This is a genomic window from Streptomyces enissocaesilis (assembly GCF_039533765.1).
Classification (GTDB): domain Bacteria; phylum Actinomycetota; class Actinomycetes; order Streptomycetales; family Streptomycetaceae; genus Streptomyces; species Streptomyces enissocaesilis.
In genome coordinates, this window is record NZ_BAAAUD010000038.1 from 76,578 (window position 1) to 102,634 (window position 26,057).

The window sequence follows — 26,057 nt, forward strand, 5'->3', positions numbered from 1 at the left end:
CAGGATGTTCCTGCCCGTCATGCGACAGTGAAATGCCGCCCGCCGCAGGGCAATTGGGCGGGCGGCCTGCGGATTATGATCCCTTTTCCGCTTGTTCGCGTATCTTGCCCGACAGCTGGGGCGGCATCGGCTCGTGGCGGACGTACGAGCGGCTGAAGCGTCCGGTGCCGTGCGTGACCGACCTCAGGTCCAGGGCGTACCGCTCCATCTCGATCTCCGGAACCTCGGCCCGTACCAGCGTGCGCCCCTCCCCCTCCTGCTCGGTTCCGACCACCCGTCCCCGCCGCCCCGACAGGTCGCTCATGACCGGCCCGACGTAGTGGTCGGGCACCAGCACCAGCACCTCGGCGACCGGCTCCAGCAGGTGGATCTTCACGTCGGCCGCGGCCTCGCGCAGCGCCAGCGCGCCCGCCGTCTGGAACGCCGCGTCGGAGGAGTCCACCGAGTGCGCCTTTCCGTCGAGCAGCGTCACGCGTATGTCCACGAGTGGGTAGCCCGCGGCGACACCGCGCCCCGCCTGGGCGCGTACCCCCTTCTCGACGGACGGGACGAACTGGCGCGGCACCGCGCCGCCCACGACCTTGTCGACGAACTCGATCCCGCTGCCCGGCGGCAGCGGCTCCACCTCGATCTCGCAGATCGCGTACTGCCCGTGGCCGCCGGACTGCTTCACATGACGGCCGCGGCCGGCCGCCCCGGCGCCGAACGTCTCGCGCAGCGACACCTTGTGGGGCACGGCGTCCACCCGCACTCCGTACCGGCTGCGCAGGCGCTCCAGCGCCACGTCGCGGTGGGCCTCGCCCAGGCACCACAGCACCAGCTGGCGGGTGTCCTGGTTCTGCTCCAGACGCGTCGTCGGATCCTCGGCGACCAGCCGCGCGAGCCCCTGGGAGAGCTTGTCCTCGTCCGTCTTGCTGTGCGCCCGCACGGCGAGCGGCAGCAGCGGGTCGGGCATGGTCCACGGCTCCATCAGCAGCGGATCGTCCTTCGAGGACAGGGTGTCCCCGGTCTCCGCGCGCATCAGCTTGGCGACGCTGGCGATGTCGCCCGCGATGCAGCGGTTCAGGGGGCGCTGGTGCTTGCCGAACGGGGAGGACAGCGCGCCGATCCGTTCGTCCGCCTCGTGAAGGTCCGGGCCCTCGTGGCCCCGGTCCGTGAGGCCGTGCCCCGACACGTGCACCGTCTCGTCGGGCCGCAGGGTGCCGGAGAAGACCCGCACCAGGCTGACCCGCCCGACGTACGGGTCGGACGCCGTCTTGACGACCTCGGCGACCAGCGGCCCGTCGGGATCGCAGGTGACCGGCGGGCGCGGCCTGCCGTCGGGCGTCGTGACCGCGGGCGCCTCGCGCTCGGCGGGGGACGGGAAGCCTCCCGTGATCAGTTCCAGCAGCTCGACGGTGCCGATGCCCTGGCGTGCCCCGTCGGCGGCCGGCGCGGCGGCGAGCACGGGGTGGAAGGTGCCCCGCGCGACGGCCCGTTCCAGGTCGCCGACGAGTGTCTCGTGGTCGATCTCCTCACCGCCGAGATAGCGGTCCATGAGGGTCTCGTCCTCGCTCTCGGCGATGATCCCCTCGATCAGCCGGCCGCGGGCCGCCTCGATCCGGGGGGCCTGCTCGCCGTCCGGCGGCGTCTCCTCGCGCTCGCCGGAGGAGTAGTCGAAGATCCGCTGCGACAGCAGGCCGACGAGCCCCTCGACCGGGGCGTGTCCGTCGGGTCCCCGGTGCCCGTACAACGGCAGGTACAGCGGCAGTACGGCGTCGGGGTCCTCGCCCCCGAAGGTCTGCGCGCAGAGCCGGGTCATCTCGTCGAAGTCGGATCTGGCCGCGTCGAGGTGGGTGAAGACGATCGCCCGCGGCATGCCGACCGCGGCGCACTCCTCCCACACCATCCGGGTCGAGCCGTCCACGCCGTCCGACCCCGAGACGACGAAGAGGGCCGCGTCCGCCGCCCGCAGACCGGCCCTGAGCTCCCCGACGAAGTCGGCGTATCCGGGGGTGTCGATCAGGTTGATCTTCACGCCGCCCCATTCGACGGGGAGCAGCGACAGCTGCACCGAGCGTTGCTGCCGGTGTTCGATCTCGTCGTGGTCGGAGACGGTCGTGCCGTCCTCGACGCGGCCCGCCCTGTTGACCGCTCCCGCTGTCTGCGCGAGGGCCTCGGCCAGGGTGGTCTTTCCCGTTCCGCTGTGGCCGACCAGCACGACGTTGCGTACGGACGAGGGCCGGTCGGCCGCCGTCGCCCCGCCGGCGGCTCCGGGGTGGTGCGCGTGTGTCTTGTCGCCCATGATTTTGCCTCCCTGTTCCGAGCACGGTGAGGAGAGGGGGCGCGGACATGTGGGAGCCGCAGTGGCGAGGCGACACCGATGACGCCCGCGGTCATTCGAGCTTTCCACTCCGGCCACGTCCCGTCCACACGTGACGCCCCGGCCCCCGGGGCACCGGGGCCCCGCCGGTGGCTCGCCGGTGCCCCGGCGGTGTCGCGGCTCCGGCGTCGCTACGATGGGCCAGCCGGTGGCCACAGGGGCTGGACCGGCCACCGACCCCCGGGAAGGCCATGCTGAACAAGTACGCGCGTGCATTCTTTACGCGTGTCCTCACACCGTTCGCCGCGTTTCTGCTCCGTCGAGGGGTGAGCCCGGACGCGGTGACCCTCGTCGGTACGGCCGGAGTGATGGCGGGTGCGTTGGCCTTCTTCCCCCGGGGAGAGTTCTTCTGGGGCACGATCGTCATCACCCTCTTCGTCTTCTCCGACCTCGTCGACGGCAACATGGCCCGGCAGGCCGGGGTGTCGAGCCGCTGGGGCGCCTTCCTGGACTCGACGCTCGACCGGGTCGCCGACTCGGCGATCTTCGGCGGGATCGCGCTCTGGTACGCGGGCACCGGCGACGACAACGCGCTGTGCGCCGTCGCCATCTTCTGCCTCGCCAGTGGCCAGGTCGTCTCGTACACCAAGGCGCGCGGCGAGTCGATCGGCCTGCCGGTGGCGGTGAACGGCCTGGTGGAGCGGGCCGAGCGGCTCGTCATCACGCTCGTCGCCGCGGGGCTCGCCGGACTGCACGACTTCGGGGTGCCGGGCATCGGCGTACTGCTGCCGATCGCCCTGTGGGTCGTGGCGGCGGGCAGCCTGGTGACGCTCGGACAGCGGGTCGTCACCGTACGCCGGGAGTCGGCGGAGGCCGACGCGTCGGCCGCTCCGGGCAGCGAGGCCACCTCGTGAGCGGTGTCGGGGAACGGCTGACGGACACGCTGTACGGCCTCGGCTGGGCCGGTGTGAAGAAACTGCCCGAGCCGGTGTCCGTCGCCCTCGGGCGCACGATCGCCGACACGGTGTGGAAGCGGCGCGGCCCGAGCGTGTTGCGGCTGGAGTCCAATCTCGCCCGGGTGGTACCGGACGCGGGCCCCGAGCGCCTCGCCGAGCTGTCCAGGGCCGGCATGCGCTCGTACATGCGCTACTGGATGGAGTCCTTCCGGCTGCCCGCGTGGAGCGCGGAGCGGGTGAAGGCCGGTGTCGAGATCAAGGACATCCACATCCTGACGGACACCCTCGCCTCGGGGCGGGGCGTCGTACTGGCGCTCCCGCACCTGGCCAACTGGGATCTCGCGGGCGCCTGGGCCACCACCGGACTGGGCATCCCCTTCACCACCGTCGCGGAGCGGCTCAAGCCCGAGTCGCTGTACGACCGCTTCGTCGCGTACCGGGAGGGCCTCGGGATGGAGGTCCTGCCGCACACGGGCGGCAGCGCCTTCGGGACGCTGGCGCGGCGGCTGCGGGCCGGCGGCCTCGTCTGCCTGGTCGCCGACCGCGACCTGTCGGCGTCCGGCACCGAGGTGAAGTTCTTCGGCGAGACGGCGCGCATGCCCGGAGGGCCCGCGATGCTGGCGCAGCAGACCGGGGCGCTGCTGCTGCCGGCGACCCTCTGGTACGACGACTCGCCGGTGATGCGGGGCCGCATCCACGCGCCCGTCGACGTACCGCGGACGGGCACGCGGGCCGAGAAGACGTCCGTCATGACGCAGGCGGTGGCGGACGCCTTCGCCACCGGCATCGCCGAGCACCCGGAGGACTGGCACATGCTGCAGCGGTTGTGGCTCGACGACCTCGAGCCGCGTCGGGGGCCCTCGTGAGGATCGGCATCGTCTGCCCGTACTCGTGGGACGTGCCGGGCGGCGTCCAGTTCCACATCCGGGACCTGGCCGAGCACCTGATCCGGCTCGGGCACGAGGTGTCCGTCCTGGCGCCCGCCGACGACGAGACGCCACTGCCGCCGTACGTCGTGTCCGCGGGCCGGGCCGTCCCCGTCCCGTACAACGGCTCGGTCGCCCGCCTCAACTTCGGGTTCCTCTCCGCCGCACGGGTGCGGCGCTGGCTGCACGACGGCACCTTCGACGTGATCCACATCCACGAGCCGACCGCGCCCTCGCTGGGTCTGCTCACGTGCTGGGCGGCGCAGGGACCGATCGTCGCCACCTTCCACACCTCCAACCCGAAGTCGCGGGCGATGATCGCGGCGTACCCGATCCTGCAGCCCGCGCTGGAGAAGATCAGCGCCCGTATCGCGGTGAGCGAGTACGCGCGGCGCACGCTGGTCGAGCACCTCGGCGGGGACGCGGTCGTCATCCCCAACGGCGTCGACGTCGACTTCTTCGCGAAGGCCGACGCGAAGGCCGAGTGGCAGGGGCAGACCATCGGCTTCATCGGGCGCATCGACGAGCCGCGCAAGGGACTGCCCGTCCTGATGCGCGCCCTCCCCAGGATCCTGGCCGAGCGCCCGGGCACCCGGCTGCTGGTCGCGGGGCGCGGTGACGAGGAGGAGGCGGTGGCGTCCCTCCCGGCGGAGATGCGGGGCCGCGTCGAGTTCCTCGGCATGGTGAGCGACGAGGACAAGGCGCGGCTGCTGCGGAGCGTCGACCTGTACGTCGCCCCGAACACCGGCGGCGAGAGCTTCGGCATCATCCTGGTCGAGGCGATGTCGGCGGGCGCGGCGGTGCTGGCGAGCGACCTGGACGCGTTCGCGCAGGTACTGGACCAGGGGGCGGCGGGCGAGCTCTTCGCCAACGAGGACGCGGACGCGCTGGCCTCGGCGGCGGTGCGGCTGCTGGGGGACCCGGAGCGGCTGGACGAGCTGCGGCTGCGGGGATCGGCGCACGTACGGCGCTTCGACTGGTCGACGGTGGCCGCGGACATCCTGTCGGTGTACGAGACGGTGACGGACGGGGCCGCGTCGGTGGACACCGACGAGCGAACGGGGCTGCGGGCCCGGTTCGGCCTGGCCCGGGACTGATCCGGGGGAGCGGCTCAGGGCGCCGCTCCCGGAGCGGCCCGCTCCCGGCGCCGCCCCGGTAACCTTGCCGCCCGTGACCGCAACCCTCATCTGGATCGTCGTAGCCCTCGTCGCCGTCGGGCTGTACCTCAGCTGGACCGCGGGCCGGCTGGACCGCCTGCACGCCCGCATCGACGCTTCCCGCGCCGCGCTCGACGCCCAGCTGCTGCGCCGCGCCTCGGTCGCCCAGGAACTGGCGACCTCCGGTGTGCTCGATCCCGCCGCCTCGATCGTGCTCTACCAGGCCGCGCACGCCGCCCGCCAGGCCGAGGAGGACCACCGGGAGGTCGCGGAGAGCGAGCTCAGCCAGGCGCTGCGGGCGGTCTTCGGTGAGACGGCGCAGGTCGACGCCGTGAAGGAGGCGCCCGGCGGCGAGGACGCCGCGTGGGAGCTGGCGGCGGCCGTACGCCGCGTCCCGATGGCCCGGCGCTTCCACAACGACTCCGTACGCGCGGCCCGCGCCCTGCGCCGCCACCGCACGGTCCGCTGGTTCCGGCTGGCCGGCCACGCGCCGTTCCCGCTGGCGTTCGAGATGGACGACGAGCCCCCCGTGGCCCTGGCCGACCGCCCCGGCAGTCAGTAAAACGATCCACCGGCTGCACATTGGCCCTTGCAGTGGACTGCTCGGACCATGTTCTCTCGGAGACAGCAAGAACCTTCTTTCTCCGAGTGAGGTCCATCCGTGTCCAGCACCAGCAACTTCCAGGCCCCCGAGACCGGCACCGCACGCGTGAAGCGCGGCATGGCGGAGCAGCTCAAGGGCGGCGTGATCATGGACGTCGTCAACGCCGAGCAGGCGAAGATCGCCGAGGACGCGGGCGCGGTGGCCGTCATGGCGCTGGAGCGCGTGCCCGCCGACATCCGCAAGGACGGCGGCGTGGCCCGGATGTCCGACCCCAACATGATCGAAGAGATCATCGAGGCCGTGTCGATCCCGGTCATGGCGAAGTCCCGCATCGGCCACTTCGTCGAGGCCCAGGTCCTCCAGTCCCTCGGCGTCGACTACATCGACGAGTCCGAGGTCCTGACCCCGGCCGACGAGGTCAACCACTCCGACAAGTGGGCGTTCACCACCCCCTTCGTCTGCGGCGCCACCAACCTGGGCGAGGCCCTGCGCCGTATCGCCGAGGGCGCGGCCATGATCCGCTCCAAGGGCGAGGCCGGCACCGGCAACGTCGTCGAGGCCGTCCGTCACCTGCGCCAGATCAAGAACGAGATCGCGAAGCTGCGCGGCTACGACAACAACGAGCTGTACGCCGCCGCCAAGGAGCTCCGCGCCCCGTACGAGATCGTCAAGGAGGTCGCCGAGCTCGGCAAGCTCCCCGTGGTGCTGTTCTCCGCGGGCGGCGTCGCCACCCCCGCCGACGCCGCGCTGATGCGCCAGCTCGGTGCCGAGGGCGTCTTCGTCGGCTCCGGCATCTTCAAGTCCGGCGACCCGGCCGCCCGCGCGGCCGCGATCGTGAAGGCCACCACCTTCTACGACGACCCGAAGATCATCGCGGACGCGTCCCGCAACCTGGGCGAGGCCATGGTCGGCATCAACTGCGACACCCTCCCCGAGTCCGAGCGCTACGCCAACCGCGGCTGGTAGTGCCGGTCATGAGCAATCCTGTGATCGGAGTCCTGGCTCTCCAGGGCGACGTACGGGAGCACCTGGTCGCCCTGGCCGTGGCCGACGCCACGGCCAGGCCGGTCCGGCGCCCCGAGGAGCTCGCCGAGGTCGACGGCCTGGTCATCCCCGGTGGCGAGTCCACCACCATGTCCAAGCTGGCCACCCTCTTCGGCATGCGGGAGCCGCTGCGCGAGCGCATCAAGGACGGCATGCCGGTCTACGGCACGTGCGCCGGCCTGATCATGCTCGCCGACAAGATCCTGGACCCGCGCTCGGGCCAGGAGACGTTCGGCGGCATCGACATGATCGTGCGCCGCAACGCCTTCGGACGGCAGAACGAGTCGTTCGAGGCGGGGGTCGAGGTCGAAGGCATAGAGGACGGCCCCGTCGAGGGAGTCTTCATCCGCGCGCCGTGGGTCGAGTCGGTCGGTGCCCAGGTCGAGGTGCTCGCCGAGCACGACGGCCACATCGTCGCCGTACGCCAGGGCAATGCCCTCGCCACGTCCTTCCACCCCGAACTGACGGGTGACCACCGGATGCATCAGCTCTTCACCGAGATGGTGCGCGCCGTACGCTGACCGGACCCCGGTAGGATCTCTGCCGAACGCAGCAGTATTGGTGACGCGAAGGAGACAGGCGGATGTCCGGCCACTCTAAATGGGCTACGACGAAGCACAAGAAGGCCGTGATCGATGCCAAGCGCGGCAAGCTCTTCGCGAAGCTGATCAAGAACATCGAGGTCGCGGCGCGCACCGGTGGCGCCGACATCGACGGCAACCCGACCCTCTTCGACGCCATCCAGAAGGCGAAGAAGAGCTCCGTCCCCAACAAGAACATCGACTCCGCGGTCAAGCGCGGTGGCGGTCTCGAGGCGGGCGGCGTCGACTACGAGACCATCATGTACGAGGGTTACGGCCCCAACGGTGTCGCGGTGCTCATCGAGTGCCTCACCGACAACCGCAACCGTGCCGCCTCCGACGTGAGGGTCGCCATGACCCGCAACGGCGGCTCGATGGCCGACCCGGGCTCCGTCTCGTACCTCTTCCACCGCAAGGGCGTCGTGGTCGTCCCCAAGGGCGAGCTGTCCGAGGACGACGTGCTCGGCGCGGTGCTCGACGCGGGCGCCGAGGAGGTCAACGACCTCGGTGACTCCTTCGAGGTCCTGAGCGAGGCCACCGACCTGGTCGCGGTCCGTACCGCGCTCCAGGACGCCGGCATCGACTACGACTCGGCGGACGCCAACTTCGTCCCGACCATGCAGGTCGAGCTCGACGAGGAGGGCGCGCGGAAGATCTTCAAGCTGATCGACGCGCTGGAGGACAGCGACGACGTGCAGAACGTCTTCGCCAACTTCGACGTCTCGGACGAGGTCATGGAGAAGGTCGACGCCTGAGGACTGATCAGCACGGCGACAGTGCCCTGCACGCACGGACGGGCCGACGGGACACACTCCCGGCGGCCCGTCCGTGCGTTGTCGGACCCAGCCGCTACTGTGCTGACCAGGCAGGAACACAGGAACAGACGGCCGAAAAGGTGAGGGGAGGGGCACGATGCGGGTACTGGGCGTGGACCCGGGGCTGACCCGGTGCGGCGTCGGCGTGGTCGAAGGCGTCGCGGGCCGCCCCCTGAAGATGCTCGGGGTCGGTGTCGTGCGTACGCCGTCGGACGCGGAGCTGGGGGAGCGTCTGGTCGCCATCGAGCGCGGCATCGAGGAGTGGCTCGACACCTACCGGCCCGAGTACGTCGCCGTGGAGCGGGTCTTCAGCCAGCACAACGTCCGTACGGTCATGGGCACCGCCCAGGCCAGCGCGGTCGCGATGCTCTGCGCGGCCCGCCGCGGACTGCCCGTCGCCCTGCACACGCCGAGTGAGGTCAAAGCGGCGGTCACCGGAAGCGGCCGGGCGGAGAAGGCCCAGGTCGGCGCGATGGTGACCCGGCTGCTGCGGCTGGACGCCCCGCCCAGGCCCGCCGACGCCGCCGACGCCCTCGCGCTCGCCATCTGCCACATCTGGCGCGCTCCCGCGCTCAACCGCCTCCAGCAGGCGCACGCCGCGGCCCGCACGCCCCGCATCCCCGTACGGAAGGTCACGCGATGATCGCGTTCGTCAGCGGCCCGGTCGCCGCACTCGCCCCGACCACCGCGGTCGTCGAGGTCGGCGGTATCGGCATGGCCGTGCAGTGCACGCCCAACACGCTGTCCGCCCTCCGTATCGGCCAGGAGGCGAAGCTCGCGACCTCCCTGGTCGTCCGGGAGGACTCACTGACCCTCTACGGCTTCGCCGACGACGACGAACGGCAGGTCTTCGAGCTGCTCCAGACCGCCAGCGGCGTCGGCCCCCGGCTCGCCCAGGCCATGCTCGCCGTGCACGCGCCGGACGCGCTGCGCCTGGCGGTCGCGACGGGTGACGAGAAGGCGCTCACCGCCGTTCCGGGCATCGGCAAGAAGGGCGCGCAGAAGCTGCTCCTGGAGCTCAAGGACCGTCTCGGCGAGCCGCTCGGAACCGGCGCTTCCGTGGGCGCCCAGCGCGTCGCTTCGGGACCCGCCCCGTGGAGCGAGCAGCTCCAGAACGCGCTCATCGGTCTCGGGTACGCGCCCCGGGAGGCCGGGGAAGCGGTCGCGGCGGTCGCGCCGCAGGCCGAGGCCGCCCTTGCCGAAGGCGGCCGGCCGCCGGTGCCGCAGCTGCTGCGCGCCGCGCTCCAGACCCTCAACCGTGCCCGCTGATTCGAGAGATCCGTACATGAACTGGGACGAGACCGGACCCGACACCGACACCGGAGCCGACCAGCGGCTGGTCGGCTCCGGCGCCGACGGCGAGGACCAGGCCGTCGAGGCCGCGCTGCGCCCCAAGGACCTCGACGAGTTCGTGGGCCAGGAGAAGGTCCGCGAACAGCTCGACCTGGTCCTGAAGGCGGCCCGCGCGCGCGGCGCCACCGCCGACCACGTGCTGCTCTCCGGCGCCCCCGGACTCGGCAAGACCACCCTCTCGATGATCATCGCGGCCGAGATGAACGCCCCGATCCGCATCACCTCGGGCCCCGCCATCCAGCACGCCGGCGACCTCGCCGCGATCCTCTCCTCCCTCCAGGAGGGCGAGGTCCTCTTCCTCGACGAGATCCACCGGATGTCCCGGCCGGCCGAGGAGATGCTCTACATGGCGATGGAGGACTTCCGCGTCGACGTCATCGTAGGAAAGGGCCCCGGCGCCACCGCCATCCCCCTCGAACTGCCGCCCTTCACCCTCGTCGGCGCCACCACCAGGGCCGGCCTGCTGCCGCCCCCGCTGCGCGACCGCTTCGGCTTCACCGGGCACATGGAGTTCTACGAACCGGCCGAGCTGGAGCGGGTCATCCACCGCTCCGCCCGCCTCCTCGACCTCGAGATCGACGTCGAGGGCGCCGCGGAGATCGCCGGACGTTCCCGCGGCACGCCCCGCATCGCCAACCGGCTGCTGCGCCGCGTCCGTGACTACGCGCAGGTCAAGGCCGACGGTGTCATCAACCGTGACATCGCCGCCGCGGCCCTCAAGGTGTACGAGGTCGACGCCCGCGGCCTCGACCGCCTCGACCGTGCCGTCCTCGGCGCGCTGCTCAAGCTCTTCGGCGGCGGCCCCGTGGGACTGTCCACCCTGGCGGTGGCCGTGGGGGAGGAGCGCGAAACGGTCGAAGAGGTCGCCGAACCCTTCCTCGTGCGGGAGGGCCTGCTGGCCCGTACGCCGAGGGGCCGGGTGGCCACCCCCGCCGCCTGGGCGCACCTCGGACTCGTGCCGCCGCAACAGGGTCAGGGCGGAAGCGGACAACCGGGCCTGTTCAGGGCGTGACGGCGCGGACGGTGGCCCGGTCAGGAACCACGGTGCGATGCTGGGCGTTGTTCCATTGATGCGGACTCGCTTAGACTCCGCCGATGCCGCCCTTCCGGGTCGGCGCGCCCACCCCCGTAGATCAGGCCGCTCCCCGGCGCGGTCGTGCGAAGGAATTTCCGTCCCGTGAATATCGTGACCCTCCTCCCCTTCATCGTGCTCATCGGGGCCATGTTCCTGATGACCCGGTCCGCCAAGAAGAAGCAGCAGGCGGCTGCGCAGATGCGCGACGACATGCAGCCCGGCACCGGCGTCCGGACGATCGGGGGCATGTACGCCACCGTCAAGGAAGTTCACGACGACACGGTCCTCCTCGAGGTCGCTCCCGGCGTGCACGCCCTCTACGCCAAGAACGCCGTCGGTGCCGTTCTCGAGGACGAGGAGTACAACCGCATCGTCCACGGCGACGGTGACCTCGCGCTCGACACGCCGGTCGTCCCGGACGACGCCTCCTCGCTGACCGGGTCCACGGACCCGGACGCCGGCGACGTCGCCCGCATCGACCTCGGCAAGAAGCCCGAGGCGGACGAGGCCGACGCGGCGGGCAAGGCCGACGCGGCGGGCAAGGCCGACGAGGCCGGCGACGAGGCGAAGGACAGGAAGACCGACGGCGAGGGCGACGCGAAGTAGTCACGTAGGGGGACCGCGGCGCGCCCACCGGCGTACCCCGGTCCCCGGATCGTGTCGACTTCCGCGGGGCTGGGCCCCACATACTTCGTGGCCGCCTCGGCGCTCACCCGGCGCGGGGGCGGTTGGACAGGGAGAAACGAGAAGGTGGCAGCACCGAAGAAGGGCCGCAGGCCCGCGGGGGCCCCGGGCAGGCCGGGGCGCGCCCTGGCTCTGATCCTGATCGCCATGGTCGCGCTCACCGGCGGGATGTTCTGGTCCGGTCATCTCACGCCGCGTCTGGGCATCGACCTCGCCGGCGGTACCAGCATCACGCTCAAGGCGAAGAGCGAGCCCGGCAAGCCCAACGCGGTCAACAAGACCAACATGGACACCGCGGTCGGCATCATCGAGCGCCGTGTCAACGGTCTGGGCGTCTCGGAGGCCGAGGTCCAGACCCAGGGCGAAGACAACATCATCGTCAACATCCCCAAGGGATCGAACGACAAGTCGGCCCGTGAGCAGGTCGGCACCACCGCCCAGCTCTACTTCCGGCCCGTACTGACGTACACCGCCGGTACGCCGACGCCCGCCGCCACTCCCTCCCCGGACACCACCGCCGGCGGCAAGGACAAGAAGTCCACGCCGCCCGCGACGCCGTCGGCCGGCGCCACCACCCAGGGGCGCGCCGTGACGGACGGGCTCAAGAAGGACGAGACGCCGACGCCGACCCCGACGGGCAGCGCGTCCAAGAGCCCGGACAAGACGGACAAGAGCGGCGAGCCGTCGGCCGCCCCCTCGGCCGACCCCGAGGTCTCGGCGCTGCAGAAGCGGTTCGAGGCCCTCGACTGCACCAAGGAGACCGAGCGCTCCAGGGCCGGTGAGAACGTCAAGCCCGAGGACCCCACGATCGCCTGCGGAAAGAACAACGCCGACGAGTGGGAGAAGTACATCCTGGGTCCGGCCGAGGTCAACGGCAAGGACGTCGAGGACGCCAGTGCCCAGTTGGACACCCAGCGCGGTGGCGGCTGGAAGGTCAACATGGAGTTCACCGACGGTGGGTCCAAGAAGTTCCAGAAGATCACCGGCAAGCTCTCGCAGCAGCAGCCCCCGCAGAACCAGTTCGCCATCGTCCTCGACGGTGAAGTCGTCTCGGCCCCCTCGGTCAACCAGACCCTGAGCGCCAACGCCGAGATCTCCGGCAGCTTCACCCAGGAATCGGCCCAGGAACTGGCCAACATGCTGTCGTACGGCGCGCTGCCGCTCTCCTTCAACGAGGAGACCGTCACCACCGTCACCGCCGCGCTCGGCGGCGAGCAGCTCGAGGCCGGCCTCATCGCCGGCGCGATCGGTCTCGCGCTGGTCGTCATCTACCTGCTGGCCTACTACCGGGGCCTGGCGTTCGTCGCGATCGTCAGCCTCATCGTCTCGGCGGTCCTGACCTACACGATCATGACGCTGCTCGGCCCGGGCATCGGCTTCGCGCTGAACCTCCCCGCGGTGTGCGGCGCGATCGTCGCCATCGGTATCACCGCGGACTCGTTCATCGTGTACTTCGAGCGCATCCGCGACGAGATCCGCGACGGCCGGACGCTCAAGCCCGCGGTGGAGCGTGCCTGGCCGCGTGCCCGGCGCACGATCCTGGTCTCCGACTTCGTGTCGTTCCTCGCCGCGGCGGTGCTGTTCGTCGTGACCGTCGGCAAGGTGCAGGGCTTCGCGTTCACGCTCGGCCTGACCACCCTGCTCGACGTGGTGGTGGTGTTCCTCTTCACCAAGCCGCTGATGACGCTGCTGGCGCGTACGAAGTTCTTCGGCCAGGGCCACCCGTGGTCCGGCCTGGACCCGAAGCGGCTCGGCGTACAGCCCCCGCTGCGCCGTACCCGTCGTATCGCCGCCCCCATCGACCCGAAGGAGGCCTGAGATGTCCCGACTCGGCAGTCTCGGCGCCCGCCTCTACAACGGTGAGGTCGGTTACGACTTCGTCGGCAAGCGGAAGATCTGGTACGGCCTTTCGGTCCTGATCACCATCACGGCCATCGTCGGCCTCGCGGTGCGCGGTCTGGTCATGGGCATCGAGTTCGAGGGCGGCGCCGTCTTCACCACGCCCAGGACCGACGTCTCCGTCGCCCAGGTCCAGGAGTACGCCGAAGAGGCGTCCGGACACGAGGTGATCGCCCAGGAGCTCGGCAACGGCGGCATGCGCATCCAGATCAGTGGTCTGGACACCTCGACCGCCACCCCGGTCCAGGACGAGCTCGCCAAGGACCTCGGCGTCCCGGCGAACAAGATCAACGCCGATCTGGTCGGCCCCAGCTGGGGGGAGCAGATCGCCAACAAGGCATGGACCGGCCTCGCGGTCTTCATGGTGCTGGTGGTCGTCTACCTCGCCATCGCCTTCGAATGGCGGATGGCCGTCGCCGCCCTCATCGCCCTGATCCACGACCTCACGATCACCGTCGGTGTGTACGCGCTGGTCGGCTTCGAGGTCACCCCGGGCACCGTGATCGGTCTGCTGACGATCCTCGGTTACTCCCTCTACGACACCGTCGTCGTCTTCGACGGTCTCAAGGAGGGATCGAAGGACATCACCAAGCAGACGCGCTGGACGTACAGCGAGATCGCCAACCGCAGCCTCAACGGCACCCTGGTGCGTTCCATCAACACCACCGTCGTCGCGCTGCTCCCGGTGGCGGGCCTGCTGTTCATCGGCGGCGGCGTGCTGGGTGCGGGCATGCTCAACGACATCTCGCTCTCGCTCTTCGTCGGCCTGGCCGCCGGTGCGTACTCCTCGATCTTCATCGCCACTCCGCTCGTCGCCGACCTGAAGGAACGCGACCCGCAGATGAAGGCCCTGAAGAAGCGCGTGCTCGCCAAGCGGGCGTCCGCCGCCGCCCGGGGCGAGTCGCCGGACGGCGCCGACGGCTCCGAAGAGCCGCAGGACCGGCTCCCGGACGCCGCCGCACCCGCCGGTGCGGTCGTCGGCCAGCGTCCGGCCGACCGTGGCCACAGCGGCCGCGGCAAGTCCCCGGGGAAGCGGTGATGACGACGAGCACGCAGGATCTCCTGCTCAGCCGCATCCGGGACGTACCGGACCATCCGCAGCCGGGGGTGGTGTTCAAGGACATCACCCCGCTGCTCGCGGACCCGGTGGCGTTCACGGCGCTGACGGACGCCCTCGCGGAGCTGTGCGTACGGTGCGGCGCCACGAAGATCGTCGGTCTGGAGGCGCGCGGCTTCATCCTGGCCGCGCCCGTCGCGGTCCGCGCCGGCCTCGGCTTCATCCCCGTGCGCAAGGCGGGGAAGCTGCCGGGTGCGACGCTTTCGCAGGCGTACGAGCTGGAGTACGGCACCGCCGAGATCGAGATCCACGCCGAGGACCTGGCCGACGGCGACCGCGTCATGGTCATCGACGACGTCCTCGCCACCGGCGGCACCGCCGAGGCCTCGCTGGAGCTCATCCGGCGGGCCGGCGCCCAGGTCGCCGGTGTCGCGGTCCTCATGGAGCTCGGATTCCTGGGCGGCCGCGGCCGTCTGGAACCGGCGCTCCGGGGCGCTCCACTGGATGCCTTGATCACGGTCTGACCAGCACGGCTGTACGCGAAGGCGGGCCCCGGAGGAATTCCGGGACCCGCCTTTCGTGTTCCCTCTGGTGTCCGGCCCGGGGCGAACCGGAGGCCGGGGGTCGATACCATGGGATTTCCGGGCCTGACCGGGGGACCCGGACCCGCACGAGGAGCGCTCTTGCCAGACGAGGCCCAGCCACTCTCCCCCAGCTCCCGTCCGGGGGACCAAGCAGCCGCGCAGCCCGGCCGGCAGCAGGCCGCCGAGGCCGCGGCGAGTCCGGCCACGCCCGCGTCCGGCACGCCGGCCACGCCCGCGAAGGGCGGCCCTCCCGCGAGCGGCGCCACCTCCGCCGAGAGCGGCGCTTCCGCCAGGAACCCCGAGCCCACCGGCAAGCCGAAGACCGCCCCCGAGCGGGCCGCCGGCGCCACGGGCCCCACACCGCCGCCCGCCGCCCCCAAGCCGGTCCAGGGTTCCGCCCCGCGCACCGGCGGCGGCTCCTCCAACCGCGTACGGGCCCGGCTCGCCCGGCTCGGCGTGCAGCGCTCGTCGCCGTACAACCCGGTCCTGGAGCCGCTCCTGCGCATAGTGCGCAGCAACGACCCGAAGATCGAGACGTCGACGCTGCGCCAGATCGAGCACGCCTACCAGGTCGCCGAGCGCTGGCACCGCGGCCAGAAGCGCAAGAGCGGCGACCCGTACATCACCCACCCGCTCGCCGTGACGACGATCCTCGCCGAGCTCGGCATGGACCCGGCGACGCTGATGGCCGGGCTGCTGCACGACACCGTCGAGGACACCGAGTACGGCCTGGACACCCTGCGCCGCGACTTCGGCGACCAGGTCGCGCTCCTCGTCGACGGCGTCACCAAGCTGGACAAGGTCAAGTTCGGCGAGGCCGCGCAGGCCGAGACCGTGCGCAAGATGGTCGTCGCCATGGCCAAGGACCCGCGCGTCCTGGTCATCAAGCTCGCCGACCGCCTGCACAACATGCGCACCATGCGTTACCTCAAGCGGGAGAAGCAGGAGAAGAAGGCCCGCGAGACGCTGGAGATCTACGCGCCCCTGGCCCACCGCCTGGGCATGAACACCATCAAGTGGGAGCTGGAGGACCTCGCCTTCGCGATCCTCTACCCCAAGATGTACGACGAGATCGTGCGGCTCGTCGCCGAGCGCGCGCCCAAGCGCGACGAGTACCTCGCCATAGTGACCGACGAGGTCCAGTCCGACCTGCGCGCCGCCCGCATCAAGGCCACCGTCACCGGCCGGCCGAAGCACTACTACAGCGTCTACCAGAAGATGATCGTCCGCGGCCGTGACTTCGCGGAGATCTACGACCTGGTGGGCATCCGCGTCCTCGTCGACACGGTCCGCGACTGCTACGCGGCCCTCGGCACCGTCCACGCGCGATGGAACCCGGTCCCCGGCCGGTTCAAGGACTACATCGCGATGCCGAAGTTCAACATGTACCAGTCGCTGCACACGACGGTCATCGGCCCCAGCGGCAAGCCGGTCGAACTCCAGATCCGTACGTTCGACATGCACCGCCGCGCCGAGTACGGCATCGCCGCGCACTGGAAGTACAAGCAGGAAGCCGTCGCCGGCGCCTCCAAGGTCCGTACCGACATCCCCAAGCACACCGGGCGCGGCCAGGACACCGTCAACGACATGGCGTGGCTGCGCCAGCTCCTGGACTGGCAGAAGGAGACCGAGGACCCCAGCGAGTTCCTGGAGTCCCTGCGCTTCGACCTCTCCCGCAACGAGGTCTTCGTCTTCACGCCCAAGGGCGACGTCATAGCGCTGCCGGCCGGCGCCACACCCGTCGACTTCGCGTACGCCGTCCACACGGAGGTCGGCCACCGGACCATAGGGGCGCGGGTCAACGGACGGCTCGTACCGCTCGAATCGACCCTCGACAACGGCGACCTGGTGGAGGTCTTCACCTCCAAGGCGGCCGGCGCGGGCCCGTCCCGGGACTGGCTCGGCTTCGTCAAGTCGCCGCGCGCCCGCAACAAGATCCGCGCCTGGTTCTCCAAGGAGCGCCGCGACGAGGCCATAGAGCAGGGCAAGGACGCCATCGCGCGGGCCATGCGCAAGCAGAACCTGCCGATCCAGCGCATCCTCACCGGCGACTCGCTCGTCACGCTCGCGCACGAGATGCGCTACAGCGACATCTCCTCGCTGTACGCCGCGATCGGCGAGGGCCACGTCACCGCGCAGAGCATCGTCCAGAAACTCGTGCAGGCCCTGGGCGGCGAAGAGGCCGCCACCGAGGACATCGCCGAGAGCTCGCCGCCCTCACGCGGGCGCGGCCAGCGGCGCTCGAACGCCGACCCCGGCGTCGTGGTCAAGGGCGTCGACGACGTGTGGGTCAAACTGGCCCGCTGCTGTACGCCCGTCCCCGGCGACCCCATCATCGGTTTCGTCACCCGCGGCAGCGGCGTGTCGGTCCACCGCGCCGACTGCGTCAACATCGAGTCGCTGTCGAAGGAGCCGGAACGCATCCTCGACGTCGAGTGGGCCCCGACCCAGTCCTCGGTCTTCCTGGTCGCCATCCAGGTCGAGGCGCTGGACCGGTCCCGGCTGCTCTCGGACGTCACCCGCGTCCTGTCCGACCAGCACGTCAACATCCTCTCGGCGGCGGTCCAGACCTCCCGCGACCGGGTGGCCACCTCGCGCTTCACCTTCGAGATGGGCGACCCGAAGCACCTCGGACACGTCCTGAAGGCGGTGCGCGGCGTGGAGGGCGTGTACGACGTCTACCGCGTCACCTCGGCCCGCCGGCCGTAACGCCGTACGCGTGAGGGCCCCGGCACGGACATCCGTGCCGGGGCCCTCACGCGCAACCAGCTCCGAGCTCCGGCTCTCAGCCGCCGAACTCCTCCAGGCCCTTCATCGCCTGGTCGAGCAGCGCCTGCCGGCCTTCGAGCTCGCGGGCCAGCTTGTCGGCCCTGGCGTTGTTGCCCGCCGCGCGCGCCGCGTCGATCTGCCCGCGCAGCTTGTCGACGGCGTCCTGGAGCTGGCCCGTCAGACCCGCGGCGCGGGCGCGCGCCTCAGGGTTCGTACGACGCCACTCGTTCTCCTCGGTCTCCTGAAGAGCCTTTTCCACCGCGTGCATCCGCCCCTCGACCTTCGGGCGGGCGTCGCGCGGCACATGGCCGATGGCCTCCCAGCGCTCGTTGAGGGAGCGGAACGCGGCCCGGGCCGCCTTCAGGTCCTTCACCGGCACCAGCTTCTCGGCCTCGGCCGCGAGCTCCTCCTTGAGCTTGAGGTTCTCGGCCTGCTCCGCGTCGCGCTCCGCGAAGACCGCGCCGCGCGCCGCGAAGAAGACATCCTGGGCGCCGCGGAAACGGTTCCACAGACCGTCCTCGACCTCGCGCTGGGCGCGGCCCGCGGCCTTCCACTCGGCCATCAGGTCGCGGTAGCGGGCGGCCGTCGCGGCCCAGTCGGTGGAGTTCGACAGGCTCTCGGCCTCCGCCGCCAGCTTCTCCTTGGTCTTGCGGGCCTCCTCGCGCTGGGCGTCCAGCGAGGCGAAGTGGGCCTTGCGCCGCTTGGAGAACGCGGAGCGGGCGTGCGAGAAGCGGTGCCACAGCTCGTCGTCGGACTTCCGGTCGAGCCGGGGGAGGCCCTTCCAGATGTCCACGAGCGCCCGCAGCCGTTCACCGGCCGCCCGCCACTGCTCGCTCTGGGCCAGCTCCTCGGCCTCGACGACCAGCGCCTCCTTGGCGTGCTTCGCCTCGTCGGTCTGCTTGGCCTTCTCGGCCTTGCGCTCCTCACGGCGCGACTCGACCGTCGCGACCAGCGCGTCGAGGCGCTTGCTCAGCGCGTCGAGGTCACCGACCGCATGGTGCTCGTCGACCTGCCCCCGCAGGTGGTCGATGGCGGTCTGGGCGTCCTTGGCCGACAGGTCGGTGGTCTTCACCCGCCGCTCGAGGAGGCCGATCTCGACAACCAGGCCCTCGTACTTGCGCTCGAAGTAGGCCAGGGCCTCCTCGGGAGAGCCCGCCTGCCAGGATCCGACGACCTTCTCGCCCTCGGCCGTACGCACGTACACGGTGCCGGTCTCGTCGACACGGCCCCACGGGTCGCTGCTCACAGCGCCTCCTCCACATGACGCCTGCGAGGGGCTGCTCGCCCCCCGGGCATCGTCCACAGTTTCTTTCGCGGGGCCACAGACGCCCTGCACACCGCCAACATAGGCGAACGGCAGGGCGGCTGTCCGCATCCCGCACTCCCGGATTTACTTGGTGACGGTCGCCTTGTCGATGACGACGGTGGCATTCGGCGCCCCGTCGCCCTGCCCGCTGGCCTCACCCGCGCCGGCGATCTTCTTCAGCACGTCCATGCCGCCCTTGATGGTCCCGAACGGCGTGTAGTTGGGGGGCAGCTTGCTGTCCTGGTAGACGAGGAAGAACTGGCTGCCGCCCGTGCCCGGACCCGCGTTGGCCATCGCGACCGTGCCCGCCGGGTAGACGCCGCCCTTGAGCTTCGGGTCCTTCAGGTTCTCGTCCGGCAGCTTGTAGCCGGGCGTACCGGAACCCTGCGCGGTCGGGTCGCCGCACTGCAGGACGTAGATGCCGCCGGTCGTCAGCCGGTGGCACTTCGTGTGGTCGAAGTAGCCCTTGCCGGCGAGGAAGTGGAACGAGTTCACCGTGCGCGGGGCCTTCGCCGCGTCCAGGCCCAGCGTGATGTCGCCGCAGGTGGTCCGCAGGCTCATCGTGTACGACGCGGACTTGTCGATGGTGAGCGCCGGCTCCTTCTTGTACGAGAGCTTCTCGACCGCTCCGGGGGCGGGCTTCCCGCAGGGGTCGGGAGCCTTCTTCGACGGCGTGGCACTGGGCGCCGAGTCGGCGACGGTGGTGTCCTTGTCGTCGTCGCCGCCCAGAGCGCCCGTGGCGTACACCACCGCTCCTCCCGCGAGCACCACGGCGAGCGCCGAGGCGATCACGGCGTTGCGACGGCGCGACTTGCGCCGGGCCTCGGTGCGGCGCTGCTGCTGCCGTTCGTACTTCTCCCGGGCGAGCTGGCGCCGCCGCTGATCGTTGCTGACCACCGGTGTTCTCCTCGTACGTCTCGTCTGTCACTGCTGTCCGGCCGAGCCGAGCTTGCCCGTACCGTATATGGGTTCGCTGGGGGATGAGCGGCCCCGGTAGGCTCTGATCTGCTGCAATTGCGCACAGCAATCTCCCGCCGGACGACATATTGAGGACGATCGTGCTTATTGCCGGGTTCCCCGCCGGGGCCTGGGGGACCAACTGTTACCTGGTCGCCCCCGCCGCGGGTGAGGAGTGCGTGATCATCGACCCGGGCCACCAGGCCGCCGCGGGCGTCGAGGAAGCCCTCGCGAAGCATCGGCTCAAGCCCGTCGCCGTCGTGCTCACCCACGGCCACATCGACCATGTCGCCTCGGTCGTCCCGGTGTGCGGAGCGCACGACGTACCGGCGTGGATCCACCCCGCCGACCGGTACATGATGAGCGACCCGGAGAAGGCGCTCGGACGCTCGATCGGCATGCCGCTGATGGGCGAGCTGACCGTGGGCGAGCCGGACGACGTCAAGGAGCTGGCGGACGGCGCGGAGCTGAAGCTGGCGGGTCTCGACTTCACCGTCTCGCACGCGCCCGGCCATACCAAGGGGTCGGTGACCTTCAGGCTGCCCGAGCAGGCCGACATCCCGTCGGTCTTCTTCTCGGGCGACCTGCTGTTCGCCGGCTCCGTCGGACGCACCGACCTGCCCGGCGGCGACCACGCCGAGCTGCTCGAGTCGCTGGCCCGCGTGTGCCTGCCGCTCGACGACTCGACCGTGGTGCTGTCCGGCCACGGCTCCCAGACGACCATCGGCCGTGAGCGCGCCACCAACCCGTACCTGAACGGTCTGGCCGCCGCTCCCCGACGAGGAATGTGACGAGACAAGCCCCATGAGCACCTTCAAGGCCCCCAAGGGCACGTACGACCTGATCCCGCCGGACTCCGCGAAGTTCCTGGCGGTGCGCGAGGCGATCTCCGCGCCGCTGCGCAACTCCGGCTACGGCTACGTCGAGACGCCCGGCTTCGAGGACGTTGCCCTCTTCTCGCGCGGCGTCGGTGAGTCCACCGACATCGTCTCCAAGGAGATGTACGCGTTCGAGACCAAGGGCGGCGACAAGCTGGCGCTGCGCCCGGAGGGCACCGCGTCCGTCCTGCGCGCGGCCCTGGAAGCCAACCTGCACAAGAGCGGCAACCTCCCCGTCAAGCTCTGGTACTCCGGCTCGTACTACCGCTACGAGCGCCCGCAGAAGGGCCGCTACCGCCACTTCTCGCAGGTCGGCGCCGAGGCGATCGGAGCCGAGGACCCGGCGCTGGACGCCGAGCTGATCATCCTGGCGGACCAGGCGTACCGCTCGCTGGGCCTGTCGCGGTTCCGCATCCTGCTGAACTCGCTGGGCGACAAGGAGTGCCGTCCCGTCTACCGGGAGGCCCTCCAGGGCTTCCTGCGCGGCCTCGACCTCGACGAGGACACGCGGCGCCGCATCGACATCAACCCGCTGCGGGTCCTGGACGACAAGCGGGACGACGTACAGAAGCAGCTGGTGGGCGCGCCGATGCTGCGCGACTACCTGTGCGACGCGTGCAAGGCGTACCACGAGCAGGTCCGCGAGCTGCTGAACGCGGCGGGCGTCGCCTACGAGGACGACGAGAAGCTGGTGCGCGGCCTCGACTACTACACCCGCACCACCTTCGAGTTCGTCCACGACGGTCTCGGCTCGCAGTCCGCGGTGGGCGGCGGCGGCCGCTACGACGGCCTGTCCGAGATGATCGGCGGCCCCGCGCTGCCGTCCGTCGGCTGGGCGCTCGGTGTGGACCGCACGGTGCTGGCGCTGGAGGCGGAGGGCGTCGAGCTCGACCTGCCCGCCACCACCAGCGTGTACGCGGTGCCGCTCGGCGAGGAGGCGCGCCGCGTCCTCTTCGGTAGGGTCACCGAGCTGCGCAGGGCGGGGATCGCTGCCGACTTCGCGTACGGCGGCAAGGGCCTCAAGGGTGCCATGAAGAACGCCAACCGCTCGGGCGCCCGCTACACGATCGTCGCCGGCGAGCGGGATCTGGCCGACGGCCAGGTCCAGTTGAAGGACATGGAGACCGGCGAGCAGACGGCGGTCGCCCTGGACGCGCTCACGGCGGAGATCCAGCGCCGCCTGGTCTGACCTGCGGCACGCGTCTGACGCACGCACGGGGCCCGGCCGTCCACCAGGACGGCCGGGCCCCGTCGCGTCCGGTCCCGCCGGCCGAAGCGGCGGCCCCCCGGAACCGTCACCCCCGTCCGCTCGCACGCTTGCGCGGGCGGTCAACCCCGTGGGAGTGGATTCGTCCTGCCGGACGGCGACGCCGGCTCTGGACGGTCCGGTGCCCGAAATCGTTGTTTCGCCCCGGTCACGGCCCTGTCGCGGTGATGGCGGGGGCGCTGTGGCGCGTACCTCCTTATCTCCGTCGAACGGTGGCCGCGGGTGCCGGTGCGGCAGAATGGCCCTCCCGGCAGGTCACTCGGCCCATGCGGCTGACTCAGCGACGGAACGGCGATATGACGACTGCAGCGGTGGACGACCGCACTTCCAACGGCGTGCAGGAGGGCCAGGAGGGCGCGACCGGCAGCGGTCGTCCCTTCGCCCTGATGCTGGTGATCACGGGTCTGGCCGGGCTGCTGGCCTCGTGGGTCATCACGCTCGACAAGTTCAAACTGCTCGAGGACCCGAACTTCACCCCGGGCTGCAGCCTCAACCCCGTGGTCGCGTGCGGCAACATCATGAAGAGCGAGCAGGCGGCGGCTTTCGGCTTCCCCAACCCGATGCTCGGCCTCGTCACGTACGCGATGGTCGTCTGCATCGGCGTGGGCCTGCTGGCCGGCGCGCGCTACCGCCGCTGGTTCTGGCTCGGCCTGAACGCGGGCACCCTCTTCGGCGTCGCCTTCTGCACCTGGCTCCAGTACCAGTCGCTGTACAACATCAACTCGCTCTGCCTGTGGTGCTGTCTGGCCTGGGTCGCCACCATCGTGATGTTCTGCTACGTCACCACGCACAACATCAAGCACCGGATCATCCCGGCCCCCAGCGGCCTGCGCAGTGCTCTCGTCGAGTTCCACTGGGTGCCGCCGGTCCTGTGGACCGGCGTCATCGGGATGCTGATCCTGACCCGCTGGTGGGACTTCTGGACCAGCTGAGCCGCCGGCGTTGTCAGCGGGCTGGCATAGGCTTCACACGTGGAGCCCGACCTGTTCACCGCAGCCGCGGAAGACCGCCAGCTCAAGGATCCGTCCAGCAGCCCCCTGGCCGTACGGATGCGCCCGCGCACCCTCGACGAGGTCGTCGGCCAGCAGCATCTGCTGAAGCCGGGGGCCCCGTTGCGCCGGCTGGTCGGGGAGGGCAGCGGCGGTCCCGCCGGGCCCTCCTCGGTGATCCTGTGGGGCCCGCCCGGCATCGGGAAGACCACTCTGGCGTACGTCGTCAGCCTCGCCACCCAGAAGCGCTTCGTCGAGCTCTCCGCCATCACCGCGGGCGTCAAGGAAGTGCGGGCCGTCATCGACGGCGCCCGCCGCGCCTCCGGGGGGTACGGCAAGGACACCGTCCTCTTCCTCGACGAGATCCACCGCTTCAGCAAGGCCCAGCAGGACTCGCTGCTGCCCGCCGTCGAGAACCGCTGGGTCACGCTCATCGCGGCGACGACCGAGAACCCGTACTTCTCGATCATCTCCCCCCTGCTCTCCCGCTCCCTCCTGCTCACGCTGGAATCGCTCACCGACGACGATCTGCGTGCCCTGCTCCACCGGGCCCTCGCCGAGGAGCGCGGTCTCGGCGGCGCGGTCACGCTCGCCGGGGACGCCGAGGCGCACCTGCTGAGGATCGCGGGCGGCGACGCCCGGCGCGCCCTGACCGCGCTCGAAGCGGCGGCGGGCGCGGCGATCTCCAAGGGCGAGGGGGAGATCACTCTCGAGACGGTCGAGGAGACGGTCGACCGGGCGGCGGTGAAGTACGACCGCGACGGCGACCAGCACTACGACGTGGCGAGCGCCCTCATCAAGTCCATCCGGGGCTCCGACGTGGACGCCGCGCTGCACTACCTGGCCCGCATGATCGAGGCGGGGGAGGACCCCCGGTTCATCGCGCGGCGGCTGATGATCTCGGCCAGCGAGGACATCGGCCTCGCCGACCCGACCGCCCTGCCGACGGCCGTCGCCGCCGCCCAGGCCGTGGCCATGATCGGCTTCCCGGAAGCCGCCCTCACCCTCGGCCACGCCACGATCGCGCTGGCCCTCGCGCCCAAGTCCAACGCCGCGACGAACGCGATCTTCGCCGCCCAGGCCGACGTGCGGAAGGGTCTGGCCGGCCCGGTCCCCGCGCATCTGCGTGACGGCCACTACCAGGGCGCGGCCAAGCTCGGCCACGCGCAGGGCTATGTGTACCCGCACGATGTGCCGGGCGCGATCGCCGCCCAGCAGTACGCCCCGGACGCCGTGCACGGCCGCCATTACTACGAACCCACGCGCTACGGAGCGGAAGCCCGCTACGCCGACGTCGTCGAGAAGGTGCGCGGCCGGCTGCGCGGCGACGGTCCGCCCGAAGCGCGTCCCTGACCGCCCGCCGGCCGCTTCACCGCGAGGCGGCAGCCTCGAAGAGCTGGTGCATGGCGCGGCGCAGCCCGGCGATGTCGCGCACCGGTTCGCGGAAGTCGAACCGCGCGTCGAAGACGCGTCCCGCGGCGCCGCCGCCGAAACGCACCCGCAGCCCGAACCGGTCCATCGCCACGGGCACCGCGCTGGTCCCGGCGGCGCGGTCGCCCGCGAGACCGCACAGCTGCCGCACCTGGTCGCCGTGGGCGGCGTGCAGATGCTGGAGCAGCTCCGCCTCGTGCTCGACGAGCGGATCCGCGGCCGCCGCCGCGAACGCCTCGGCCTCGGCCGTCCCCGTCCCCCACAGGTCGTCCACGCGCGCCTCGCCGACCTCGAGCCGCAGCAGCATCCGCCCCGGCCACCCCGCGTACACAGGTGAGCCAACCGGAGACCCAGGCGCGGCCGCGGATCCGGTGAGGCACCGAGACCGGTGCGACATCGGTGATCTCCAGCACCACGGCCAGCTCGTCGTCCTGTGCGTGCGTGGCGGCCCGTACGACCGGTGAATCCGCGGGGAAGACCAGCAGCACTTCACCGTCGGGCCCCACGCTCCGCTCCTGCGGCACCAGCTGTTCGGGGCGGGCCACCGCAGGACCGGGGAGAAGCACCACCGCGGAGCAGGTACTCTGTACGAGAGTTCGTGTGCGCTCGGCTGCTGACGGCATCCGCGCGATTTCAAGTCCGCTGGGACGCGGCTGACCACGATCTGATCGGACCTCCGTCGCGTCGACACTCCTGATGTCGGCCTTCTTTGTGTTGTCCGTGATGTGACTGGTGTTCCCCGGACGAGACATGCGATCTCCTTGAGTAAGGTGAGCCTAACCTAACCTACAACGGAGGTCTGGAGAACGTGCCTAACCAGTCGCGTCCCAAGGTCAAGAAGTCCCGTGCGCTCGGCATCGCGCTGACGCCGAAGGCTGTCAAGTACTTCGAGGCCCGCCCCTACCCGCCGGGCGAGCACGGCCGTGGACGCAAGCAGAACTCGGACTACAAGGTCCGTCTGCTCGAGAAGCAGCGTCTGCGCGCCCAGTACGACATCAGCGAGAAGCAGATGGCCCGCGCCTACGACCGCGCCAAGAAGGCCGAAGGCAAGACCGGCGAGGCCCTGGTCATCGAGCTCGAGCGCCGCCTCGACGCCCTCATTCTTCGTTCGGGCATCGCCCGCACGATCTACCAGGCCCGCCAGATGGTCGTTCACGGCCACATCGAGGTCAACGGTGGCAAGGTCGACAAGCCGTCGTTCCGCGTCCGTCCCGACGACGTCGTGATGGTCCGCGAGCGCAGCCGCGAGAAGCACCCCTTCCAGGTCGCTCGCGAGGGTGGCTACGACACCGACGGTGAGACGCCGCGCTACCTCCAGGTGAACCTGAAGGCCCTGGCCTTCCGCCTGGACCGCGACCCGAACCGCAAGGAAATTCCGGTCATCTGCGACGAGCAGCTCGTCGTCGAGTACTACGCCCGCTGA

The 26,057-nt window shown here is 70.9% G+C and carries 23 protein-coding genes and 1 pseudogene; 20 read left to right on the plus strand and 4 right to left on the minus strand.

The genetic code is table 11. The features are described 5' to 3' along the window. Nucleotides 1–73 precede the first annotated feature (73 nt). Nucleotides 74–2,284 (minus strand): elongation factor G-like protein EF-G2, encoded by a 2,211-nt coding sequence (locus tag ABD374_RS18265; protein ID WP_344496477.1) that lies wholly within the window; start codon nt 2,282–2,284, stop codon nt 74–76. A gap of 269 nt (nt 2,285–2,553) precedes the next feature. Here ABD374_RS18265 and pgsA point away from each other — a divergent pair, with 269 nt between their 5' ends. The 15 genes from pgsA to ABD374_RS18340 all read left to right on the plus strand — a co-directional run bounded on the left by pgsA (nt 2,554) and on the right by ABD374_RS18340 (nt 17,746). Further along, entirely contained in the window at nt 2,554–3,216 is a 663-nt protein-coding gene (gene pgsA / locus ABD374_RS18270; protein ID WP_344496479.1) for a phosphatidylinositol phosphate synthase, read from the plus strand. Then, on the plus strand, nt 3,213–4,124 hold the full coding sequence (locus ABD374_RS18275) for a phosphatidylinositol mannoside acyltransferase (RefSeq protein WP_344496481.1): 912 nt from the start codon (nt 3,213–3,215) through the stop codon (nt 4,122–4,124). The genes pgsA and ABD374_RS18275 overlap by 4 nt, the downstream gene beginning before the upstream one ends. After that, nucleotides 4,121–5,281 (plus strand): glycosyltransferase family 4 protein, encoded by a 1,161-nt coding sequence (locus ABD374_RS18280; protein ID WP_344496483.1) that lies wholly within the window; start codon nt 4,121–4,123, stop codon nt 5,279–5,281. The genes ABD374_RS18275 and ABD374_RS18280 overlap by 4 nt, the downstream gene beginning before the upstream one ends. A gap of 73 nt (nt 5,282–5,354) precedes the next feature. Continuing rightward, a complete protein-coding gene (locus tag ABD374_RS18285) occupies nt 5,355–5,903 on the plus strand; it encodes a hypothetical protein (protein WP_344496485.1) in 549 nt (182 codons plus the stop codon). Between the two features lie 159 nt (nt 5,904–6,062). After that, the gene (gene pdxS / locus ABD374_RS18290) at nt 6,063–6,911 is read left to right on the plus strand and encodes a pyridoxal 5'-phosphate synthase lyase subunit PdxS (RefSeq protein WP_425577264.1); all 849 of its coding nucleotides are present in this window, start codon (nt 6,063–6,065) and stop codon (nt 6,909–6,911) included. Between the two features lie 8 nt (nt 6,912–6,919). Continuing rightward, nucleotides 6,920–7,510 (plus strand): pyridoxal 5'-phosphate synthase glutaminase subunit PdxT, encoded by a 591-nt coding sequence (gene pdxT, locus ABD374_RS18295; RefSeq protein WP_344496489.1) that lies wholly within the window; start codon nt 6,920–6,922, stop codon nt 7,508–7,510. Between the two features lie 62 nt (nt 7,511–7,572). Continuing rightward, nucleotides 7,573–8,325 (plus strand): YebC/PmpR family DNA-binding transcriptional regulator, encoded by a 753-nt coding sequence (locus ABD374_RS18300; RefSeq protein ID WP_344496491.1) that lies wholly within the window; start codon nt 7,573–7,575, stop codon nt 8,323–8,325. Between the two features lie 157 nt (nt 8,326–8,482). Further along, entirely contained in the window at nt 8,483–9,028 is a 546-nt protein-coding gene (gene ruvC, locus ABD374_RS18305) for a crossover junction endodeoxyribonuclease RuvC (protein WP_344496492.1), read from the plus strand. Then, a complete protein-coding gene (gene ruvA / locus ABD374_RS18310; protein WP_344496494.1) occupies nt 9,025–9,654 on the plus strand; it encodes a Holliday junction branch migration protein RuvA in 630 nt (209 codons plus the stop codon). The genes ruvC and ruvA overlap by 4 nt, the downstream gene beginning before the upstream one ends. Before the next feature lie 16 nt (nt 9,655–9,670). Then, entirely contained in the window at nt 9,671–10,750 is a 1,080-nt protein-coding gene (gene ruvB, locus ABD374_RS18315) for a Holliday junction branch migration DNA helicase RuvB (RefSeq protein ID WP_344496495.1), read from the plus strand. A gap of 165 nt (nt 10,751–10,915) precedes the next feature. After that, nucleotides 10,916–11,419, plus strand: a complete 504-nt coding sequence (gene yajC, locus ABD374_RS18320) for a preprotein translocase subunit YajC (protein WP_344496497.1) — start codon at nt 10,916–10,918, stop codon at nt 11,417–11,419. Nucleotides 11,420–11,563: 144 nt separating this feature from the next. Further along, entirely contained in the window at nt 11,564–13,315 is a 1,752-nt protein-coding gene (gene secD / locus ABD374_RS18325) for a protein translocase subunit SecD (RefSeq protein ID WP_344496499.1), read from the plus strand. Nucleotide 13,316: 1 nt separating this feature from the next. Next, nucleotides 13,317–14,435 (plus strand): protein translocase subunit SecF, encoded by a 1,119-nt coding sequence (gene secF, locus ABD374_RS18330; protein WP_344496501.1) that lies wholly within the window; start codon nt 13,317–13,319, stop codon nt 14,433–14,435. Further along, complete coding sequence (locus tag ABD374_RS18335; protein ID WP_344496503.1) at nt 14,435–14,977, plus strand: adenine phosphoribosyltransferase; 543 nt, start codon at nt 14,435–14,437, stop codon at nt 14,975–14,977. Before secF ends, ABD374_RS18335 begins: the two co-directional genes overlap by 1 nt. 159 nt (nt 14,978–15,136) lie before the next feature. Then, nucleotides 15,137–17,746 carry a RelA/SpoT family protein gene (locus tag ABD374_RS18340; RefSeq protein WP_425577262.1) on the plus strand — a complete coding sequence of 870 codons (2,610 nt, stop codon included), beginning with the start codon at nt 15,137–15,139 and terminating at the stop codon, nt 17,744–17,746. Nucleotides 17,747–17,822: 76 nt separating this feature from the next. Here ABD374_RS18340 and ABD374_RS18345 read toward each other — a convergent pair whose 3' ends face one another. After that, nucleotides 17,823–19,052 (minus strand): DUF349 domain-containing protein, encoded by a 1,230-nt coding sequence (locus ABD374_RS18345; RefSeq protein WP_344496507.1) that lies wholly within the window; start codon nt 19,050–19,052, stop codon nt 17,823–17,825. A 144-nt stretch (nt 19,053–19,196) separates the two neighbouring features. Next, a complete protein-coding gene (locus ABD374_RS18350; protein ID WP_344496509.1) occupies nt 19,197–20,009 on the minus strand; it encodes a peptidylprolyl isomerase in 813 nt (270 codons plus the stop codon). A 161-nt stretch (nt 20,010–20,170) separates the two neighbouring features. Here ABD374_RS18350 and ABD374_RS18355 point away from each other — a divergent pair, with 161 nt between their 5' ends. From ABD374_RS18355 to ABD374_RS18370, 4 genes are all read left to right on the plus strand, one after another. Next, the gene (locus ABD374_RS18355; protein WP_344496511.1) at nt 20,171–20,860 is read left to right on the plus strand and encodes an MBL fold metallo-hydrolase; all 690 of its coding nucleotides are present in this window, start codon (nt 20,171–20,173) and stop codon (nt 20,858–20,860) included. 13 nt (nt 20,861–20,873) lie between these two features. Continuing rightward, nucleotides 20,874–22,136: a histidine--tRNA ligase gene (hisS, locus tag ABD374_RS18360; RefSeq protein ID WP_344496512.1), complete on the plus strand. Its 1,263-nt coding sequence runs from the start codon at nt 20,874–20,876 to the stop codon at nt 22,134–22,136. Between the two features lie 374 nt (nt 22,137–22,510). Beyond that, nucleotides 22,511–23,146, plus strand: coding sequence for a vitamin K epoxide reductase family protein (locus ABD374_RS18365; protein ID WP_344496514.1), 636 nt, complete (start codon nt 22,511–22,513; stop codon nt 23,144–23,146). Between the two features lie 39 nt (nt 23,147–23,185). Beyond that, nucleotides 23,186–24,556 carry a replication-associated recombination protein A gene (locus ABD374_RS18370; RefSeq protein ID WP_344496516.1) on the plus strand — a complete coding sequence of 457 codons (1,371 nt, stop codon included), beginning with the start codon at nt 23,186–23,188 and terminating at the stop codon, nt 24,554–24,556. Between the two features lie 16 nt (nt 24,557–24,572). On the opposite strand, the pseudogene ABD374_RS18375 reads toward ABD374_RS18370, so the two are convergent. Beyond that, nucleotides 24,573–25,257 (minus strand): annotated as a pseudogene (locus ABD374_RS18375) (DUF2470 domain-containing protein). A gap of 185 nt (nt 25,258–25,442) precedes the next feature. Between ABD374_RS18375 and rpsD the strand changes: the two are divergent. Beyond that, nucleotides 25,443–26,057, plus strand: coding sequence for a 30S ribosomal protein S4 (gene rpsD, locus ABD374_RS18380; RefSeq protein WP_028814090.1), 615 nt, complete (start codon nt 25,443–25,445; stop codon nt 26,055–26,057).

Coding starts and splice junctions, on each gene's coding strand:
- ruvB (WP_344496495.1), top strand. CDS start 9,671: ATGAACTGGGACGAGACCGGACCCGACACCGACACCGGAGCCGACCAG.
- ABD374_RS18300 (WP_344496491.1), top strand. CDS start 7,573: ATGTCCGGCCACTCTAAATGGGCTACGACGAAGCACAAGAAGGCCGTG.
- ruvC (WP_344496492.1), top strand. CDS start 8,483: ATGCGGGTACTGGGCGTGGACCCGGGGCTGACCCGGTGCGGCGTCGGC.
- ABD374_RS18365 (WP_344496514.1), top strand. CDS start 22,511: ATGACGACTGCAGCGGTGGACGACCGCACTTCCAACGGCGTGCAGGAG.
- pdxS (WP_425577264.1), top strand. CDS start 6,063: ATGGCGGAGCAGCTCAAGGGCGGCGTGATCATGGACGTCGTCAACGCC.
- secF (WP_344496501.1), top strand. CDS start 13,317: ATGTCCCGACTCGGCAGTCTCGGCGCCCGCCTCTACAACGGTGAGGTC.
- ABD374_RS18335 (WP_344496503.1), top strand. CDS start 14,435: ATGACGACGAGCACGCAGGATCTCCTGCTCAGCCGCATCCGGGACGTA.
- ABD374_RS18265 (WP_344496477.1), bottom strand. CDS start 2,284: ATGGGCGACAAGACACACGCGCACCACCCCGGAGCCGCCGGCGGGGCG.
- ruvA (WP_344496494.1), top strand. CDS start 9,025: ATGATCGCGTTCGTCAGCGGCCCGGTCGCCGCACTCGCCCCGACCACC.
- pdxT (WP_344496489.1), top strand. CDS start 6,920: ATGAGCAATCCTGTGATCGGAGTCCTGGCTCTCCAGGGCGACGTACGG.
- pgsA (WP_344496479.1), top strand. CDS start 2,554: ATGCTGAACAAGTACGCGCGTGCATTCTTTACGCGTGTCCTCACACCG.
- hisS (WP_344496512.1), top strand. CDS start 20,874: ATGAGCACCTTCAAGGCCCCCAAGGGCACGTACGACCTGATCCCGCCG.